Raw genomic sequence first — 17,840 nt, forward strand, 5'->3', positions numbered from 1 at the left:
AAAGAAATCGGGAGCACAGCATCGGGAATCAGGTGGACGGTTGGAATGTGGGGATGATGGATCCCTTACTACCCTTGAGGGTGTCAGAAATTTTGTGTTCGGGCATAACATGAGTAAGAGGTGCATGTATGCCAACCAAAAAGAAACCCTTGCGTGACCTGCCCAAAATCCCCAAAGAGCTGCTGGAGCAGTTCGGTGAGGGCCTGATGACCGCAGAGGCTATCGAGGATGCCTCTGCGGCGTTCAAGAAGGCCTTGATCGAACGCGCTCTGCACGCCGAACTTGGCCACCACCTGGGTTATCCGCCGGGCGCGCAGCGCCCAGAGGATGAAACCAACCAGCGTAACGGCAAGAGTGGCAAGACGGTTTTGACCGGCGATGGCCCGCTGCGGCTGGAAATTCCTCGTGACCGAGACGGCAGTTTTGCGCCCATTCTCATCCCCAAGCATGAGCGGCGGTACACCGGTTTCGATGACAAGATCATCGCCATGTACGCCCGTGGCATGACGGTCAGAGAGATCCGAGCCTTTCTGTCCGAGCAGTATGGAACAGAGGTCTCACCCGACTTCATCAGCTCTGTGACAGACGAGGTCATGGAAGAAATTGGCGCGTGGCAGCAGCGGCCACTAGAGCCCATGTACCCGGTCATTTTCTTCGATGCACTGCGGGTGAAGATCCGCGAAGAAGGCTTGGTGCGCAACAAGGCCATTTACTTGGCGCTGGGCGTTCTACCCGACGGGACGCGCGATATCTTGGGCATCTGGATCGAGAACACCGAGGGTGCGAAGTTCTGGATGAAGGTCTTTAACGATCTCAAGACACGTGGTGTCGAGGATGTGCTGATTGCCGTGACCGATGGCCTCAAAGGCATGCCAGAGGCTCTCAGCGCCGTGTTTCCAGAGACGACTCTGCAGACGTGCATCGTGCACCTGATCCGCAACAGCCTGGACTTTGCAGCCTGGGACAAGCGGCGGGCACTGGCCAAGGCGCTCAAGCCGATCTACCAGGCCATCAACGCCGAAGCGGCTGAGCAGGCACTCGATGAGTTTGAAAACGGGCCCTGGGGCAAGCAGTATCCAACGGTCGTTGCGGCCTGGAGACGCGCCTGGGATCGAGTGATTCCCTTCTTTGTCTTCCCACCAGCCATCCGGAAAGTGATCTACACCACCAACGCCATCGAGAGTATCAATGCCCAGCTGCGCAAGATCATCAAGACCCGAGGCCATTTCCCGAACGATGACGCAGCTACCAAGCTGATCTGGCTGGGGCTGCGAAACATCACGGCAAACTGGGGCTCAGCGGCGCATGATTGGAAAAGTGCGATGAATCAATTCGCGATTTTGTACGGAGATCGGTTCATCAGGCCGACCTGGTGAAAGTCAGGGCCTGCCTGACGGCAGGCCGTTACCGGCCCGCACACAAAAAATCTGACACTTCCCTACCCTTCCCCGGCAAGTAAACCCCCAAGGCTTCAAGCCGAGCCATCTGCTCGCCCAACCTTAAAGCAAAGCACTCATCCAGCAACCTGGGAGCAATACCAACCACTAGCATCCCAGCCCCAGGCGATTCACTACCAGCACGGAAATCCGCTGCATCCAGCGACCAATTGGCCCCCGTCACCCCCGCCGCAAGCACCTCAACCATCAACGCAATATTAGCCCCCCGACCGCCCCCAAACGCCAGCAACGTCCCATGCAATGCCTCTCGCGCGCTGCGCGTTTCATTCCCTTGTGCATCAACCGCCCAGCCTGCCGGTATCGCCTCTCCCGCTTCAGCGGCCCGCAGCAGGTTCACGTAAGCCGTGGCGCTGCTAGCTTGGTCAATCGCCAGTAACCGCCCCGTGTCACTGGCGGCGGCAAATGCAATGGGGTTGGTGGAGTACAGCGGTCGGTAACCGATCCATGAACCCCACCTACCACAAGGTGGAAGCCAAAGTTACCGTGGCATCTCTGGCGAACAGTTCCATGGCAGCAGCGCTTCGTAGTCTGCTACCGATGAGGCGTGCGGCAGTCGCTCCAGGACGTGGCGCAGCCACGTATAGGGCTCTTAGCCGTTGACCTTGGCGGTTTCGACCAAGCTGTAGATCTGCGCGCTAGCCGTGGCTCCCTTGGGCGTGTCACTGAACAGCCAAGCTTTGCGCCCGATCACAAACGGCTTTATGGCCCGCTCTGCCAGGTTGTTGTCGATCGGCAGGTGGCCCGCCTCGACATACCGCTCCAGGCGGTTCCAGTTGTTTGCCAGGTAAAGCACCGCCTTGCCCAGTACGCTTTGCGGTGTCACCTGTGAGTGCGTCTTGTCGAGCCAACTTTTCAACTGCTCAAGGATCGGCAGGCTTCGTTCCTGACGACCGATGAATCGCTGTTCATCGCTGGCATCCTTGAGGTCGCGTTCGATGCCATACAGTTTGTTGATCATCGTCAGCGCAACATCGGCGCGACCGCTCTTGCCCTTAGGCTGCACCTTCTGCGCTTCGACGAATTTACGCCGGACATGCGCCATGCACGCCAGTCGTTCAACGCCCGGCTGTAGCGCCAACGCGTTGTAACCGGCGTAATCATCGGTCATCACGTAACCGCGATAGCCCTCCAGCAGGCGCAGCGGCACCTCCTGCGCGCGGCTGGTGGTGTAATCGAACAGCACGACTTGTCGATCAGGCGGGCCACTGGCCTGCACCCACATCCAGGATTGACTGGTCGGATCACGATCCGGCTCTTTGAGCACCTGCACGCGAGTTTCATCGCAATGGATCACCGGGCTTTCCAGCAGGCGGTCACGCATCAGGTTCAGCAGTGGCTGAAAGTGTTCGCTGCACTGGATGACCCAGCGGGCCAGGGTTTGCCGGGGGATCTCGATACCATGTCGGTTCAGCACCGTTTCGAAGCGGTGCAGCGGCAGGCCATCGACGTACTTGGTGGTTAGCAACATCGCCAGCACGCTGGGACTGGCCATGCTCTTTTCAATCAATTGGGCCGGCTTGTCAGCGGTGACCGGCGCGGTTTCGCAGCCACGGCAGCCATAGATTTTGCGTACGTGTTTAAGCACACGGATCTGCATCGGCACGATGTCGAGTTGTTCGCTGGTTTGCTCGCCAACCACGTGTTTGCGGCAACCACAGGCGCAAGTCAGTTCGTGCTCGGGCAAGTCATGAATGACTTCAATGCGTGGCAGGTCAGCCGACAGTGGCTTGCGTTTGCCGCGCTGCTTGCTTGGCGCAACAACTTCTTCGTCGGCATCATCAGCGGTAGGTACCCACTGACTTTCGGGTTCATTGAACAACGCCAGTTGGGGCGTGTTGGACTCGACGGTTTGCTCGGACTTGCGATTGAATAATCGGTCACGCAGCAGCTTGACCTGTTCTTTAAGGTCGACGATCTGACCTTTGTCGACCGTGCGCTCGGCCAACAACTGCGCAAGCAGTAGTTTGAGCGCGGCAGGGTCGTCAGGAAGGTTATCGGGCACTGAAATCATGGCCCGGATTATACCCGGTCAGGCGACGAAACGAGGAGTCAAAACCTGATGCGGACGGTTGCGCCAGAGATCGAAACCGTCGAGTAGCCAATTCAGTTCCTGGACGGTCAGTACGATAGCTTCGTCGGTCGCGTCGGGTGAAGTTTTGAAACGCTCGGCTTCGAGGCGCTTGAGCCAAAGGCAGAAGCCGTTGCGCTCCCAATACAACACCTTGATGCGGTTACGGGCTTTATTGAGGAAGACGAAAAGTACCGGGTCGAACACGGCGACCTTGATGTCCAGTTCGACCAGGGCAGTGAGGCCGTCGATGGACTTTCGAAAGTCCACGGGCTTGGGGTAGAGGTAGACTTTTTCGACTTTGCTGTCGGGGCGCATCATGGCGGGCTGGCTCCAGAAAGAAATCGGGAGCACAGCATCGGGAATCAGGTGGACGGTTGGAATGTGGGGATGATGGATCCCTTACAGCGGTCGGCTCTGGCCAGCCACGGTGAGCAGCGGTGAGCCATTGGTGAACGCCAACGCGACCAGCCCCTCGCGCGCCAGGCGACGGGTGTAATAGCCCAACTCGCCGCAGGTGAACGCGTTGAACTGCGCAAACAGGGCGATACCCAGTTGATGCGCATTGCTGCACAGCGCTGGGAAGGCGCGATCGAACCCCAGTTGCGCGATGCCTCGGGCCGCGTCGCAGCGGATCATGGCCGGCGCGACCTGGGTCACGATGGGCTCGGCAGCCGTGGCGATTCGGCCAGTGGCAAAGCCGCTGAGGTAGTCAGGCAAATGGCCGAAACCAACTTCGTGTTGGCCATGGGCCTGGGCTGATACGGTGGCGGTTGCAAGCGCCGTGGCCACGGCGTAGCTGGTGCCGTGGGCCAGGCAGAGCTGGCGCGCGAAGGTGGTGGCATCGGCCAGCGACAGGCGCTTTTCGGGTTTGTCGTCGTCCATGGGGGCTTCGGTGCTCTCGGGTTGAAGGTGTGCCGCAGCCAGCGAACCTGCAAGGGAGGCGGTAGCCGCGAATGAACGATAACGCCTCATTCCTGAAAGCTCGCGGTGCGTTCATTCGCGGCTAAAGCCGCGCCTACGGGATTTGATTGTCTTTACTGAATCATCCTCGGCTCCCCCACTTTTGCAGCCTCGCGGTCCAGGCCAAACGAGGCGAGGATTTCTGCGATTTCGCCCGAGGCGTGCAAGGCCTGGATATTCTTGCCCAGTGCCTCGCCCAGGGCGGCGTTGGCCTTGGTGTACGGGAAGGCGCTCTGCCCGGGCTCAAGCGTGGCCTTGACCCGTTGATCGGGCTCGGACACCTTGATGCTCTTGCCGGGGTAGCCGCCCTTCTGCTGCGAAGAAACGGCCACCGCGAAGCTGTCCGCGCCAACCTGGATGCGCCTGGACGTCAGGTCCTGGGCCATGGCCACGGGGTTCGGGTAGAGCACCAGGTTATCACCAAAGGCTTTCTTCAAATCGTCCACCCACAGGTAGCCCTGCACGGTGCCGATACGCTTGCCATCCAGTTCGGAAATCTTCGTGTAACCCTCATCCGAAATGATGCCCATCACGTCCAGGTACAAGGGTGCCGACAAGCCCAACGCCTTGCTGCGCTCTGCCGTGCGATACCAATCACCGATGCCGACATCGGCGCGCTTTGCCACCACTGCCTGGACGACGGCTGCCGTGTCCACCACCATGGTTTTGACTTTCAGGCATTCGCGCTCGGCGATGCGCTTGATGATCTCGCCATCCACACCGCTCAACTGGTTGTTCGGCCCCGGTATCGAGTAAGGCGGGAACACATACGCCGCCACGGTCAGCACACCCGGGGTGATGGTTTCAAACTGGTTCGCGGGGGTGCATTCGGCCAAGGCGTACGGGGCGCCGGCCAAGGTCGAGCACAAGAACATCCAACGGGTAAAACGCTTGAATGAGCGAGTCATGACGTCACCTTTGCAATAAGAGAGCAGCAGCCGAAATCGGCGCGAGTGGATTTGTTGTTATGGCTGGCTGGGGGCCAGTCTTTTTTCCAGCGCTGCCACACCCAGGGTCGCCGGGGCGCAGACAGCGGCATACATCAAACCGGCCAGTATCAGCACCGGCATGTACTCGAACGTGGAAGAGCCAATGGAGGACGCCCGGCTGACAATTTCTGGCAGGGCGATGGTGAAACACAGCGACGAGGCCTGGAACATCATGATCGAGAACCCCAGCAGCGATGGCAGCGCCACCCGCAAGGCCTGAGGCAGGATCACAAAGCGCAGCGCGTCGAACCGGTTGAGGCCGATCACTTCGGCGGCCTCGGTTTGCCCCGCGGCCACCGACTCGATGCCACCGCGAATGATTTCACTGGTGTAGGCGGCCGTGCAGTACGCCATGGCCAGCGCAGCAGCCCAGAACGAGGTCAGGGTGAGGTTGACGCTGGGCAGGCCAAAGTAGAAATACTGCAGCAGGATCAACGCCGGTGCGCCACGCCCCAGTTCCACCACCACCAGGGAGGGGTAACGCAACCAGCGGCTCGGCGACGAAACGCCCAGTGCCAGCAACAGCCCCAGCACAACGCCCAGGCCCAGGCTGACCGCCGTGACCTGCATCGACAGCACAAAGCCCTTCCACAACTCCGGCAACCATTGCATCCACATCGTCAGCAGTTCGCTCATCGGGCAATCCTCTGTTTCAACGTGGCCGACAGCCAACGAGAGAACAAGGCCACTGGCACGCTGAGCACCAGGTACACCACCGCCGCCGCGGTGTAGACGCTCAGGCCCTGAAAGGTTTGCTGTGAAACCTGGTAAGCCTGAAAGCTGATTTCACCAACGCCAATCGTCGAGGCCACGGCCGAGTCCTTGAGCAGGCCAATGGCGTAGGTGGCTGAGGTGGGAATGGCGATACGCACCAATTGCGGCAACACCACATCGAAAAACCGTTGCGGCGCCGACAGGTTAAGCACATAGGCGGCTTCGAACTGGCCGGCGGGAATGGCCGCGAACGCACCGCGGTACACCTCGGACATATGCGCCGCCGTGATCAGCCCCAGGCCAACCACCGCTGCGGTAAACGGCGACAGGCTGATATAGCCGCCACCGATGCCGAAGAAGATGAAAAACAGCCAGACAATCGGGGGGATTGAGCGCAGGGTCAGCACCAGCATGGCAGCCAGAATGCTCAGCACCTTGACCCTGGACATGCGCAGGGCACAGATGGGAAACCCCAGCACTACGCCGACACAGAATGCGAGCACGGTAACGGCAATGGTCCAGGGTATGCCGTTCAACAGCATCATCAGGATGTCTTTCATCAGCGATTCCTCACTGCCTGAAGGAACTGGATCACCCGTTCATGCTCGGGCTCGCGCATCACTCGCTGGCTCGGCCCGTGTTCGATGATGCGCCCGTCAGCCATGACCACCACCCGGTCGGACACGGTTTCGGCGAAGTGCATCTCGTGAGTCACGACAATCATCGACATACCTTCGCCGGCCAGCTCTTTCATCACCGCCAGCACCTCCAGGCCCAGCTCGGGGTCCAGCGCCGAGATCGGCTCATCGAACAGCATCAGCTCAGGGTCCAGTGCCAGGGCGCGGGCGATGGCGATACGTTGCTGCTGGCCACCAGAGCAGCGCGCCGGATAATGCTGGGCCTTGTCAGCCAGCCCAACGCGTTCGAGCAGTTGCAAGGAGCGGGCGTCGGCTTCTTTGGCGCTGCGGCCCAAGGTGCGGATTTGCGCCAGGCTGACGTTGCGCAGCACCGTCAGGTGCGGGAACAGGTTGAACGACTGGAACACCATACCAATGCGCCGGCGCAACTTCAGCAGTTCTGTACGGGGCAACGCCTTGCCAGCTTCGATGTGCACGCCATCCATGCTGACCCGCCCCTTGGTCGGCGGCTCCAGTTGGTTGATGCAGCGCAGCAAGGTACTTTTGCCCGACCCACTGGGGCCGATAATGGCCACCACCTCGCCCTTGTTCATTTCAAAACACACGTCGTGCAAGACGGGGTAAGGGCCAAACTGTTTATGAATGCCTTCCAGGCGCAAGAACGGTTCGGCGCTGGCCACCGGGCGCGGCGCCAAGGTGGGTGCGGTTTCGATCACAGTCATGCTGCTCATGGTTTTGCTCCAGCTATCGATCGCCGTCGACCAAGGGTGTGCGCGAGAGTTTGATCGGCCCGTTGGCGCTGATCAGCACCTGTTCTTCGAGCTTCACCCCTTCCCCACCGCCTTGCTCACCGATGTAACTTTCCACCGACACCACCATGTTTTCCTGGAACAGGCCGTCGTACCCCCACTCGGCAAAATCCACCGCGTAGGCGACGCTGGGGTACTCGTCCACCAGCCCGACGCCGTGCAGCATCATCATGTAGCGGTTGTGCTCGAAGCGCTGGGGCACCGGCCAACAGCGCTCGGCGAACTCACGAAAGGACAGGCCCGGGCGCAGCAGTTCGACGTTGTGGTTGATCTGCTGCGAGGCGATGTCCAGCAAGTCGCGTTGGGCCATGGTCGGTGCCTTGCCGGGGCAGATGAAGCTGCGCGAGATGTCTGAAAGGTAACCGCCGGGCCCGACCATGTCGGTGTCGAAACAGACCATTTCACCGGCCTTGATGACCTTGTCGGTGGCGTCCTGAAACCACGGATTGGTGCGCGGCCCGGAGCTGAGCAGGCGGCTTTCGGCCCACTCTCCGCCGTGCGCGACGTTGGTGCCGTGCATGATGCTCCACAGCTGGTTTTCAGTAACCCCCGGCACCAGGCTTGTGCGCATCCGGGCAATGGCCAGGTCGCACACGCCCATGGACACCCGGTGGCTGGCCACTTCTTCAGCCGATTTGATCAAGCGTGCCTGCTCCATCAATGGCTGCGCATCGAACAGCTCAATGCCTTGGTGTGTCAGGCGCTGCGCGCCCCAAGGGTCGCAGCGGTCGACCGCCAAGCGGCGATTGCCGCCACCGTGACGGGCCATCAGGTCCGCCACCTCCTGTGCCCAGCGCTCGGCTTTTTCCTGCACGCGGGGGCCGGCGAGGAAATACAGCCAGGGAATCGCCGGGCGAATTTCATCGATGGTTTCAACGTGCTCGCTGTTGTGCTGGCTGCTGGTGAACTCGAACAGCACCACCGGGCCGTCGGTGGCGACGAACACATAGCGGCTGGGCGAGTGCATCACCCACAAACCAAGGTTATTGGTGTCGGTGGCATAGCGAATATTGATCGGATCGGCCAACAGAATGCCGGCGTAATCCTGGGCGCGCAGTTGCTCGCGAATGCGCTCCAGGCGGTAATGGCGCAAGGCTTTGCGATCGATGGCGGCATACGCCTCGAGTAACGCCGTGTCGACCGGCGCGATGGCATGTTCAGTGACCTTGGCATCGCTGCGAAAGCGCAGGTCGCGTTCGGTTAACGCCGTGAGCAGCTCAATGGAATCAGAACCCGTTTGCATGCAACAACCTCCGCTGAGTCAGACCAACTTTCGGGGCAGTAACTAAAAGGTTTCTAAATCTGGTGACGGCTGTCTTTATTGTTGTGGGCGACGCAGGGCGGCTAGAGGTCCTTGACCAGCCGCAGGGCATCGTAGATGGCCGCATGGGTATTGCGCGACGCCACTGCATCACCAATGCGGAACAGCTGGAAGCGCCCTTCGGGGTTGCTGACAACGGTTTGCGGCTTGCCGACAATCAGGTCCATGTACTCCAAGGCACCTTCGTTGCTGGCCAGGGGTTTGAGGTCGAAATACAGTTCGTCCAGCGGCCGGGTGCCGTGGTTGACCACCACCTGATCCACCAGGCGCGTTTTGGTCAGGTCGCTGTAATCGGTGCCGATCGTGGCCAGCAATTGGTCGCCTTGTTTCTCCACGGCCTTGAGCCGGTAGGTGACGGTAAAGGTGGTGTCCAGGTGCTGTAACGCGCGCATGTAGGGCACCAGGTTCATGCCCATGACTTCTGGCGCGAACGAGCGGTCGGGGGTCATGATTTCCGTCTTGGCGCCACTGCGGGCTATGAATTCTGCGGCTTGCAGGCCGGCGTGGTCGCCCGCATCGTCGTACACCAGCACATTGCGCCCAGGCTTCACGTCGCCAGAAATGATGTCCCAGCTTGAAACCAGAAACTGATTGCCGTGCTCCAGCACTTCGGTGTGCGGCATGCCCCCAGTCGCCACGATCACCACGTCGGCATTTTCATCGAGCACAATCGCGGTGTCTGCCCAGGTGTTGAAGTGGAACCTCACGCCAAGGCGCTCGCATTGCGCCATGCGCCAGTCGATGATGCTGATCATTTCCTTGCGCCGCTCGGACTGTGCGGTCAGGCGAATCTGCCCGCCGGGTTTGTCCGCCAGCTCGTACACCACCACCTCGTGGCCGCGCTCGCCTGCCACACGTGCCGCCTCCAGGCCACCAGGGCCGGCGCCGATAATCACCACTTTGCGCTTTTGCACAGCCTTGGGTATTTCATGAGGCATGGTGGTTTCACGCCCGGTCGCGGCGTTGTGGATGCAGTAGGCCGCGCCTGCGTTGTAAATGCGGTCCAGGCAATAGTTGGCGCCTACGCAAGGGCGGATATCGTCTTCACGGCCTTCGATGATCTTGCGCACGATGTGCGGGTCGGTCATGTGCGCGCGGGTCATGCCGACCATGTCCACCAACCCCGAGGCAATGGCATGACGCGCCGTGGCCACGTCGGGAATTTTTGCTGCATGGAAGGTCGGGAAGCCGGTCAGCGTCTTTATTTCGCCGGCAAAGTCCAGGTGCGGGGCATTGCGCATACCCTGGATCGGGATGATGTCGGTCAGCCCGGCGTCGGTGGCGATGTTGCCGCGAATCACATTGAGGAAGTCGATCATGCCACTGTCTTTCAACAGTTGAGAGATCTGCAAGCCCTCCTCTTTTTGCAGGCCACCGGCGAGCACTTCGTCCCCGGTGTAGCGAATGCCGACAATAAATTCCGGGCCCACGCGCTTGCGAATGGCCGTGAGCACATCGAAGGTGAAGCGCAGGCGGTTTTGCAGCGAGCCGCCGTACGGCCCTTCCAGTTCGTTGGTCAGTGGCGACCAGAACTGGTCCATCAAGTGGCCGTAGGCTTGCAGCTCGATGCCATCCAGGCCGGCGGCCTTCATGCGTTCGGCGGCATCGGCATAATCGCGAATGATGCGGTCGATGTCCCACTGTTCAAGCTGCTTGGGGAAGGCGCGGTGTGCGGGTTCCTGATTGTGGGAGGGCGACACCACCGGTAGCCAGTCGCCTTTGTCCCAGCGGGTACGCCGGCCCAGGTGAGTGAGCTGGATCATCACCGCTGCACCATGTTCGTGGCACTCGTCGGTCAGGTCTTTCATCCAGCCGACCACTTCGTCCTTGTAGGCCAGAATGTTGTTGAACACAGGTGGGCTGTCACGGGAGATCGCGGCGGAGCCTGCGGTCATGGTCATGGCTACGCCGGCTTTGGCACGTTCAACGTGGTAGGCACGGTAGAGCTTTTTCGGCATCCCGTCTTCCGGGTAGGCCGGTTCGTGGGACGTGGTGATGATGCGGTTGCGCAGGGTCAAATGCTTGAGGCGATAAGGCTGAAGTAGCGGATCGTTTTTCATATCGGTCTCGCAAACAGGTCATCAGGCACGCCGACAATATGCCCCTGTGTACACAGGTGTCAATACTCTTGACGATGGTGTACAGTTGCCACGAAGCGCACATTGAAAAGGGAAGAAATGCCCATGAAAGAAACCACCTCAAAGGCGGAAGCAGCAGGCCGAGGCTCACTGGAAGGCTGGCTTAATGCGGCCTATGAAAGCCTGACCGAGTCAGGTGTGGATGCCGTGCGAGTGATGCCGCTGGCCAAAAAACTGAATTTGTCGCGCACCAGCTTCTACTGGTTTTTCGAAGACCGCGATGCCTTGCTCGTGGCCTTGATCGAGCAATGGAAAAACAAGAACACCTTCAACCTGGTGACCAAATCCCAGGCCTATGCCGAGTCCATCACCGAGGCGATTCTCAACGTCTTCGACTGCTGGCTGAACAGCGAATTGTTCGACTCGCAATTCGAGTTCGCCATGCGCAGTTGGGCGCTGCAGTCGCCGGAGGTGGCGCAGGAAATCGGCCAGGCAGACGCGCAACGCGTCGAGGCATTGCGGCAGATGTTCGACCGTTTCGGCTTTGAACACGATGCTGCGATTACCCGCGCCCGCTCCATCTACCTGACGCAAATCGGCTACATCAGCATGAAAACCCGGGAGCCCCTGGCCCAGCGCATGCGCTACATCCCCGAGTACCTGAAGATATTCACCGGCAGGGAACCGGAAGCCCGTGAGCTGGAGCGCTTTTATCAGCGCAACGGTTTTAGCGGCGCCGATTTGAAGGTCTAAAAACACCGGCTCAAAAGTCAGTCTCTTTGAAGATACGGGGGGTTCATTGCAAGTTTCAGGATCTTGCGCACCTGTGGGCACGGGTTTACCCGCGAACAGGGGCGCAACCCGTGCCATCCCCTGGCTGCCTTACCAGCTATAACTCACCTTCGCCGTCACCTCCCGCCCCGGGTTGTAGTAATTCGCCGTCCCCGACCCCACCACATGCTGCTCGTCAAACAGGTTGCTCACATTCAGCGCCAGGTCGGTCCCTTTGGCGATCTTGTAGTTCAGCGCCGCATCAAACAACGTGGTCCCATCGCTCTTCTTGGTATTGGCAGCATCCATGTAGTACGCCCCCACATACCGCGCGCCCAGGCCGACGCTCACGTCAGTGCCAGGTATGTCGTAGTAGCTCCACAGCGATGCGGTGTGTTTGGGCGCAGTGGTGAACTCATTACCCTTCAAGGAAGAGCCGTCATACAGCGACCCGCGCAGCACCTCGGACTCCATGTAGGAGTAAGCACCAATCACGCTGATGTCTTGCGTGACTTGTGCCTTGGCTTCCAGGTCAAGGCCACGCACGCGTGACTCGCCCACCGTCTGCTGCTCGATGATGCCGCTTGGCAACACCACGGCAATGGTGACGTTCTCTTGGGTCAGGTCGTAAACAGCGGCGGAGAAGAGTGCGTCCATGCCCATGGGCGAATACTTGATGCCCACTTCGTATTGCTTGCCGGTCTGCGGGGTAACGCCCACTTGCGGCGGCGAGACGGACTCCACCATGCTCACGTAGGTCGACACTTCATCGTTGACGATATAGGTCAGTGCCGCGCGGTAGGAGGTTTCGGAGAAGTTGTCCTTTTCCGTCTGCTCGCCACCGATGTATTCCTTGCTCGACAGGTCCATCGAGTCGTTACGCACGCCTGCGGTCGCGATGACGCGGTCAAAGAACGACAGGTTCTGCTGCAGGAAAACCGCCTTGGTGGTGGCGTCATTCTTTTTGCGGGTATAGGGCGTGATGCCGCCGGGCACGCCAGTGAATACCGGGTTGGCGATGTCGATGGAGGGCGCCAGGCTGTAGACCGAGCTCTGTTTGGTCGTCGAGTCGAGGTACTCGACGCCCACCAACGTGCTGCTGTCGATGTGCTCGAACTGCGCATCGTACTGCAGCATCAAGTTGCCATTGAGCTGGTCGGCATCGCTGTCGGTGCCGAAGACGTAGCGTGGAATGGTGGTGCCAACACGCGAGGCGTTGTCGCTCAGGTAGACATAGCCGAAGTCATCGGTCAGCTCGCTGTAGCGCAGGTTGCTGCGCAGGGTGAAGCCGTTGTCGAAGTCGTGGGTAATGTTGCCGCTCAGGCTGGTGCGCTCGACATCGTGGAAGTTGTAGCCGGGCTCGCCGTAGAAGTCGCTGCGGTCGTACCCCTTGTCCAGCGGGTAGCCACCGCTGTTCGGCGAGCTGTTGGTCTTCAGGTAATCCAGCACCACCGTGGCCGAGGTGAAGTCGGTCGGCGCCCAGGTCAGGCCGCCCATCACGAAGCGGTTATCGTCCTGCGAATGGTCGTACTCGCGGTCGCTGTTCTGCATCTTGGCCGTGAAGCGGCCGGCCAGGGTTTGTTCGTCGTTCAGCGCATCGCCTACATCAATCCCGGTTTCGGCATGGTCATAGGAGCCGTAGGTCACGTAGCCTTGGCCAAACTTCTCGAAGCGCGGTTGCTTGGTCACGAAGTTGACCGACCCACCCGGGTCTGCCGGGCCGAACAGGGTGGAGTTGGCACCCCGCAGAATTTCGATACGCTCGTAGGCGTAAGGGTCTTCGCGCACACCGCGCATCGAGCTGAGGGTCAGGCCGTCTCGGTAGGTGGTGGCCTGGAAGCCGCGGATCAGGAAGTAGTCGTTGCGGTCGTCCGAACCGTAGTAGTCGCTGACCACGCCGGGGGTGTACTGCAGCGCCTCTTCGGTGGTGCTGACGCTGCGCTGCTGCATTTCCTTGTTGGTCACCACCGACACGGACGCGGGCGTGTTGAGGATGCTGGTCGCCACCTTGCCCCCTACCCACAGCTCCTTGGCAACCACCGAGTTGGCGTCATCGTCGGCGCTGGCCTTGACCTTGGCATTGATGATGACAGGTGCCAGGCGGTAGTCCTCGGTCACGCCCAGCTCCAGCGGGCCGGCAGGCTTTGGTTGTGGAATCACCAGGTACGCATTGGGGCCCTGCGGCTCAATCTGCAACTCGGTTCCGCGCAGCAGCGACGACAGTGCCGACCGTGTATCCAGCGCGCCTTGCACCCCGTTGGTATTGCGGTTGGCCACGTTCTGCGCATCGAACGAAAGGCTGATACCCGCCTCGCGCGCAAAGCGGTCCAGTGCCGGCGCCAGCGGGCCCGCGGGAATGCTCCACTGCTTGAGCGGGTTGTTGTGATCAGCGTTCAAAGGCTGTGCAAGCGACGGCAGTGCGTAGGTGCTGACTGCCAGGCCCAACAGTGCAGCATGCAGGGCACGACTCAAGGGGTGGCGCTGTGGAACCGGGGTAAAACTCATTCTCTCGCTCCGTGTCGGGGGTCGGCGGGCTGGCCTGTAATCCGGCCTTCTCTACATGCCGAACGAGAATGAGAAAACACCTCATTTATTTTCAATGAATTGCGCTAGCGGGGCGGGTACCTGCGAGCACCTGTTAATCCAAACGCTCTCTCAAACCAAAAAACAAAGGGCACCCATCCTCGGGCGCCCTTTGCCTTACAGCCAGGTGAACTGAATCACCCCATCGATCGCGCTGCCACCGGTTGCGCATGACCCCTCGACGTCACGATCCCCAGGAAGGAAATCACGATCGCCAGGCCCAATGTCGAGCTCACTTCCGCCCGATGCTCAGGCGTGTACATCATCACCGCCAGCGCCCCGGCAATGAAGATGATCACCGCCCAGGTCAGGTACGGGAACAGCCACATGCGGAACTTCAGTTCGGTGTTCTCGCGCTCCAGTCGGCGGCGCATGCGCAGCTGGGAGATGGCGATAACCATGTACACCAACAGGGCTATGGCGCCAGAGCTGGCCAGCAGGAACTCGAACACGCCCTTCGGTGCAAAGTAGTTGAGGACTGCGATGGCCGCACCGATCAGGGTGCTACCGAACACTGCAGCACGCGGTACACCGACCTTGGAGGTCTTGTTGAGGAAGGCCGGGGCGTCACCGCGCTTGGCCAGCGAAAACATCATCCGCGAAGCGATGTAGATGGACGAGTTCATGCAGCTGGTAACGGCTACCAGCACCACCAGGTCGACCATGAACGCGGCGTTGGGGATGTTCATGATTTCCAGCGCACGCTGGTACGAACCCACCACCGCCAGCTGCGGGTCGTTCCACGGCACCACCGAAATGATCACGAAGATCGACAGGATGTAGAAGGTGCTGATACGCCAGATCACCGAGCGGGTGGCCTTGGCGATGTTGCGCGACGGGTCGCTGGACTCGGACGCGGCGATGGTCACTGCCTCGGTGCCGATGAAGCTGAACATCACAGTGATGAACGCACCCACCACTGCCGACCAGCCTTTCGGCGCAAAACCGCCGTATTCGGCCATCAGCCCGCTCAGCCCACTGACCTCGCGGTTGGGCAGCCAGTCCATCAGCGCGGCGAAGCCCAGGCCGATGAAGCCCAGGATGGCGGTGACCTTGAGGATGGCAAACCAGAACTCGAACTCGCCGTACTTGGCCACGCTGAACAGGTTGGTACCGGCCAGCAGCAACACCGAAGCCAGGGCGAAGATCCAGCTGTCCACCTGCGGGAACCAGGCGTTCAGCACATGCCCGGCGGCCAATGCTTCGATAGGAATGACCAGTACCCAGAACCACCAGTACAACCAGCCGATGGTATAGCCGGCCCAGCGGCCAATGGCCTGGTCGGCATAGGTGGAAAACGATCCGGTGTCGGGGTGCGCCACGGCCATTTCGCCGAGCATGCGCATGACCAGTACCACCAGGGTACCGGCCACGAAATAGGAAATTATGGTTGCTGGGCCGGCTGCCGCGATGGCATGGCCAGAGCCGACGAAAAGTCCGGCGCCGATGATGCCGGCGATGGACAGCATCGTTACGTGACGTGGCTTGAAACCTTGTGCAAGGTTGCCATCAGATCCCACGGTGTTCATTGATGTTGTTCTCTTTTTGCTGACACAAGGAAGGACGGGCAGGCGTAGGCGAAAAATATCTCCTTTGAAATCAATAAGTCGACACGTTGTTCGCGCGCTGTTGTTGATATTTGGCACGCGTCACAGAGCAAGGTGTCAGTGCGGTTCGGGGTTCATTTAATCCCCGCATGGCTGTGGGGAATTACACGAGAACGCCACGGAACTGTTCGATCACGACAGGGCATTTCCATCAACGCCAGATGTCGCGAATGGCATATCCGATCGCGCCACAGGCCCAAATGGAGCTTTTGTTTTTCATTTGAATGTGTGTTGCCTGTGCCGGCCCTTTCGCGGGTGAACCCGCTCCTACAAGGGTGCGGGGCGACGGTACCGATTGATGAATGCGGTAACGGCTGCGACGGTGCCGATTGGTGGATGCGGTGGCGGGTGCGGCGGTGAATGACTGGGGGGATTGGGCGGCAGGGTCGGCCTATTCGCGGGTGAACCCGCTCCTACGACGGTGCGGGGCGACACCACCGGTTGATGTAGGAGCGGGCTTGCCCGCGAAGAGGCCCGCAGCCTCAACGCACCAGGCAAGGCCGTTTGTTATCGAAGCTCCAACCCGGAATCAGGAACTGCATCGCCACGCTGTCATCCCGCGCACCCAGCCCCATGTTGCGGTAGCACTCATGGGCCTTGGCCAGCTGATCTTCATCCAGTTCCACGCCCAAACCCGGCCGCGCCGGCACTCGCACATGCCCGTCGACAATGCGCAGCGGCTCACGGGTCAGGCGCTGGCCATCCTGCCAGATCCAGTGGGTATCGATCGCAGTGATTTCACCCGGCGCCGCAGCCGCCACCTGGGTGAACATCGCCAGCGAAATGTCGAAGTGGTTATTGGAATGAGAACCCCAGGTCAGCCCCCAGTCGTTGCACATCTGCGCCACCCGAACCGAACCCTGCAAGGTCCAGAAGTGAGGGTCGGCCAGCGGAATGTCCACCGACTGTAACTGAATGGCATGGCCCATCTGTCGCCAGTCGGTAGCGATCATGTTGGTCGCGGTGGGCAGCCCGGTGGCGCGGCGGAACTCGGCCATCACCTCGCGGCCCGAGTAACCGTTCTCGGCGCCGCAGGGGTCTTCGGCGTAGGCCAGCACATTGTGCTTGTCACGGCACAGGGCGATGGCCTCCTTCAGCGACCACGCGCCATTGGGGTCGAGCGTGATGCGCGCTTCGGGGAAGCGTTCGGCCAGCGCTGTCACGGCCTCCATCTCTTCTTCACCACGCAGCACGCCGCCCTTGAGCTTGAAGTCGCTGAAGCCATAGCGCGCCTTGGCGGCCTCGGCCAGCCGCACCACTGCTTCCGGGGTCAGGGCCTTTTCGTGGCGCAGGCGAAACCAGTCGTCATCGCTGTCGGCTTCGTTGCGGTAGGCCAGGTCGGTCTGCTGGCGGTCGCCGATGTAGAACAGATAGCCGAGCATCTTCACCGCATCGCGTTGCTGGCCCTCGCCCAGCAATGCTGCCATCGGCACATTCAGGTGCTGGCCGAGCAGGTCGAGCAACGCCGACTCGATGGCCGTTACCGCATGTACGGTAATGCGCAGGTCGAAGGTCTGCAGGCCGCGACCCGCCGAGTCGCGGTTGGCGAAGGTCTGGCGCATGGCATTGAGCACGCGCTGGTAATGGCCGATCGGCTGGCCGACCACCAGGCTGCGGGCGTCCTCCAGGGTCTGGCGAATCTTCTCGCCGCCGGGCACTTCGCCCAGGCCGGTATTGCCGGCGCTGTCGCGCAGCACCACCACGTTGCGGGTGAAGAACGGACCATGGGCGCCACTGAGGTTGAGCAGCATGCTGTCATGGCCGGCCACGGGGACCACGCGCAGGTCGGTGACCACCGGGGTGCTGGTGTGAAGGGTCTGCATATTCATAAGGGTTGTCTCG

Annotated in this window: 12 protein-coding genes and 3 pseudogenes; 2 read left to right on the forward strand and 13 right to left on the reverse strand. The window is 60.6% G+C overall.

From position 1 onward, the window contains the following. Positions 1 to 128 precede the first annotated feature (128 nt). Positions 129 to 1,376 (forward strand): IS256 family transposase, encoded by a 1,248-nt coding sequence (locus LU682_RS25895; RefSeq protein ID WP_060489951.1) that lies wholly within the window; start codon positions 129 to 131, stop codon positions 1,374 to 1,376. A gap of 28 nt (positions 1,377 to 1,404) precedes the next feature. Here the strand turns inward: LU682_RS25895 and LU682_RS25900 are convergent. The 10 genes and pseudogenes from LU682_RS25900 to LU682_RS25945 form a co-directional block, all read right to left on the reverse strand. Further along, positions 1,405 to 1,890: pseudogene (locus LU682_RS25900) on the reverse strand (Ldh family oxidoreductase); the annotation flags it as partial. A gap of 45 nt (positions 1,891 to 1,935) precedes the next feature. Then, positions 1,936 to 3,468: pseudogene (locus LU682_RS25905) on the reverse strand (IS66-like element ISPpu15 family transposase). Between the two features lie 18 nt (positions 3,469 to 3,486). After that, complete coding sequence (tnpB, locus tag LU682_RS25910) at positions 3,487 to 3,846, reverse strand: IS66 family insertion sequence element accessory protein TnpB (RefSeq protein ID WP_009687920.1); 360 nt, start codon at positions 3,844 to 3,846, stop codon at positions 3,487 to 3,489. Positions 3,847 to 3,930: 84 nt separating this feature from the next. Further along, positions 3,931 to 4,410, reverse strand: a pseudogene (locus LU682_RS25915) (Ldh family oxidoreductase); the annotation flags it as partial. Positions 4,411 to 4,562: 152 nt separating this feature from the next. After that, positions 4,563 to 5,396: a substrate-binding periplasmic protein gene (locus LU682_RS25920; RefSeq protein ID WP_049586616.1), complete on the reverse strand. Its 834-nt coding sequence runs from the start codon at positions 5,394 to 5,396 to the stop codon at positions 4,563 to 4,565. Between the two features lie 57 nt (positions 5,397 to 5,453). After that, a complete protein-coding gene (locus tag LU682_RS25925) occupies positions 5,454 to 6,113 on the reverse strand; it encodes an amino acid ABC transporter permease (RefSeq protein ID WP_004576157.1) in 660 nt (219 codons plus the stop codon). Next, on the reverse strand, positions 6,110 to 6,751 hold the full coding sequence (locus LU682_RS25930) for an amino acid ABC transporter permease (protein ID WP_010955381.1): 642 nt from the start codon (positions 6,749 to 6,751) through the stop codon (positions 6,110 to 6,112). Before LU682_RS25930 ends, LU682_RS25925 begins: the two co-directional genes overlap by 4 nt. After that, the gene (locus LU682_RS25935; RefSeq protein ID WP_060489422.1) at positions 6,751 to 7,560 is read right to left on the reverse strand and encodes an amino acid ABC transporter ATP-binding protein; all 810 of its coding nucleotides are present in this window, start codon (positions 7,558 to 7,560) and stop codon (positions 6,751 to 6,753) included. Before LU682_RS25935 ends, LU682_RS25930 begins: the two co-directional genes overlap by 1 nt. 13 nt (positions 7,561 to 7,573) lie before the next feature. Next, positions 7,574 to 8,881: a M24 family metallopeptidase gene (locus LU682_RS25940; protein WP_010955382.1), complete on the reverse strand. Its 1,308-nt coding sequence runs from the start codon at positions 8,879 to 8,881 to the stop codon at positions 7,574 to 7,576. 101 nt (positions 8,882 to 8,982) lie between these two features. After that, a complete protein-coding gene (locus LU682_RS25945) occupies positions 8,983 to 11,019 on the reverse strand; it encodes an NADH:flavin oxidoreductase (protein ID WP_004576153.1) in 2,037 nt (678 codons plus the stop codon). Between the two features lie 123 nt (positions 11,020 to 11,142). On the opposite strand from LU682_RS25945, the gene LU682_RS25950 reads away from it, so the two are divergent. After that, complete coding sequence (locus tag LU682_RS25950; protein WP_004576152.1) at positions 11,143 to 11,790, forward strand: TetR/AcrR family transcriptional regulator; 648 nt, start codon at positions 11,143 to 11,145, stop codon at positions 11,788 to 11,790. 129 nt (positions 11,791 to 11,919) lie between these two features. Here the strand turns inward: LU682_RS25950 and LU682_RS25955 are convergent, their stop codons facing one another. The 3 genes from LU682_RS25955 to gudD all read right to left on the reverse strand — a co-directional run bounded on the left by LU682_RS25955 (position 11,920) and on the right by gudD (position 17,827). Continuing rightward, a complete protein-coding gene (locus LU682_RS25955) occupies positions 11,920 to 14,313 on the reverse strand; it encodes a TonB-dependent siderophore receptor (RefSeq protein WP_010955383.1) in 2,394 nt (797 codons plus the stop codon). A gap of 215 nt (positions 14,314 to 14,528) precedes the next feature. Continuing rightward, positions 14,529 to 15,920, reverse strand: coding sequence for an amino acid permease (locus LU682_RS25960; RefSeq protein ID WP_010955384.1), 1,392 nt, complete (start codon positions 15,918 to 15,920; stop codon positions 14,529 to 14,531). Between the two features lie 560 nt (positions 15,921 to 16,480). Further along, entirely contained in the window at positions 16,481 to 17,827 is a 1,347-nt protein-coding gene (gudD, locus tag LU682_RS25965) for a glucarate dehydratase (RefSeq protein ID WP_010955385.1), read from the reverse strand. Positions 17,828 to 17,840 lie beyond the last annotated feature (13 nt).

Origin of the sequence: Pseudomonas alloputida, assembly GCF_021283545.2 — a bacterium.
Classification (GTDB): Bacteria; Pseudomonadota; Gammaproteobacteria; order Pseudomonadales; family Pseudomonadaceae; genus Aquipseudomonas; species Aquipseudomonas alloputida.

Excerpts from the sequence above, each read along its gene's own strand:
- LU682_RS25895 (WP_060489951.1), top strand. The coding sequence starts at position 129 with ATGCCAACCAAAAAGAAACCCTTGCGTGACCTGCCCAAAATCCCCAAA.
- tnpB (WP_009687920.1), bottom strand. The coding sequence starts at position 3,846 with ATGATGCGCCCCGACAGCAAAGTCGAAAAAGTCTACCTCTACCCCAAG.
- LU682_RS25920 (WP_049586616.1), bottom strand. The coding sequence starts at position 5,396 with ATGACTCGCTCATTCAAGCGTTTTACCCGTTGGATGTTCTTGTGCTCG.
- LU682_RS25925 (WP_004576157.1), bottom strand. The coding sequence starts at position 6,113 with ATGAGCGAACTGCTGACGATGTGGATGCAATGGTTGCCGGAGTTGTGG.
- LU682_RS25930 (WP_010955381.1), bottom strand. The coding sequence starts at position 6,751 with ATGAAAGACATCCTGATGATGCTGTTGAACGGCATACCCTGGACCATT.
- LU682_RS25935 (WP_060489422.1), bottom strand. The coding sequence starts at position 7,560 with ATGAGCAGCATGACTGTGATCGAAACCGCACCCACCTTGGCGCCGCGC.
- LU682_RS25940 (WP_010955382.1), bottom strand. The coding sequence starts at position 8,881 with ATGCAAACGGGTTCTGATTCCATTGAGCTGCTCACGGCGTTAACCGAA.
- LU682_RS25945 (WP_004576153.1), bottom strand. The coding sequence starts at position 11,019 with ATGAAAAACGATCCGCTACTTCAGCCTTATCGCCTCAAGCATTTGACC.
- LU682_RS25950 (WP_004576152.1), top strand. The coding sequence starts at position 11,143 with ATGAAAGAAACCACCTCAAAGGCGGAAGCAGCAGGCCGAGGCTCACTG.
- LU682_RS25955 (WP_010955383.1), bottom strand. The coding sequence starts at position 14,313 with ATGAGTTTTACCCCGGTTCCACAGCGCCACCCCTTGAGTCGTGCCCTG.
- LU682_RS25960 (WP_010955384.1), bottom strand. The coding sequence starts at position 15,920 with ATGAACACCGTGGGATCTGATGGCAACCTTGCACAAGGTTTCAAGCCA.
- gudD (WP_010955385.1), bottom strand. The coding sequence starts at position 17,827 with ATGAATATGCAGACCCTTCACACCAGCACCCCGGTGGTCACCGACCTG.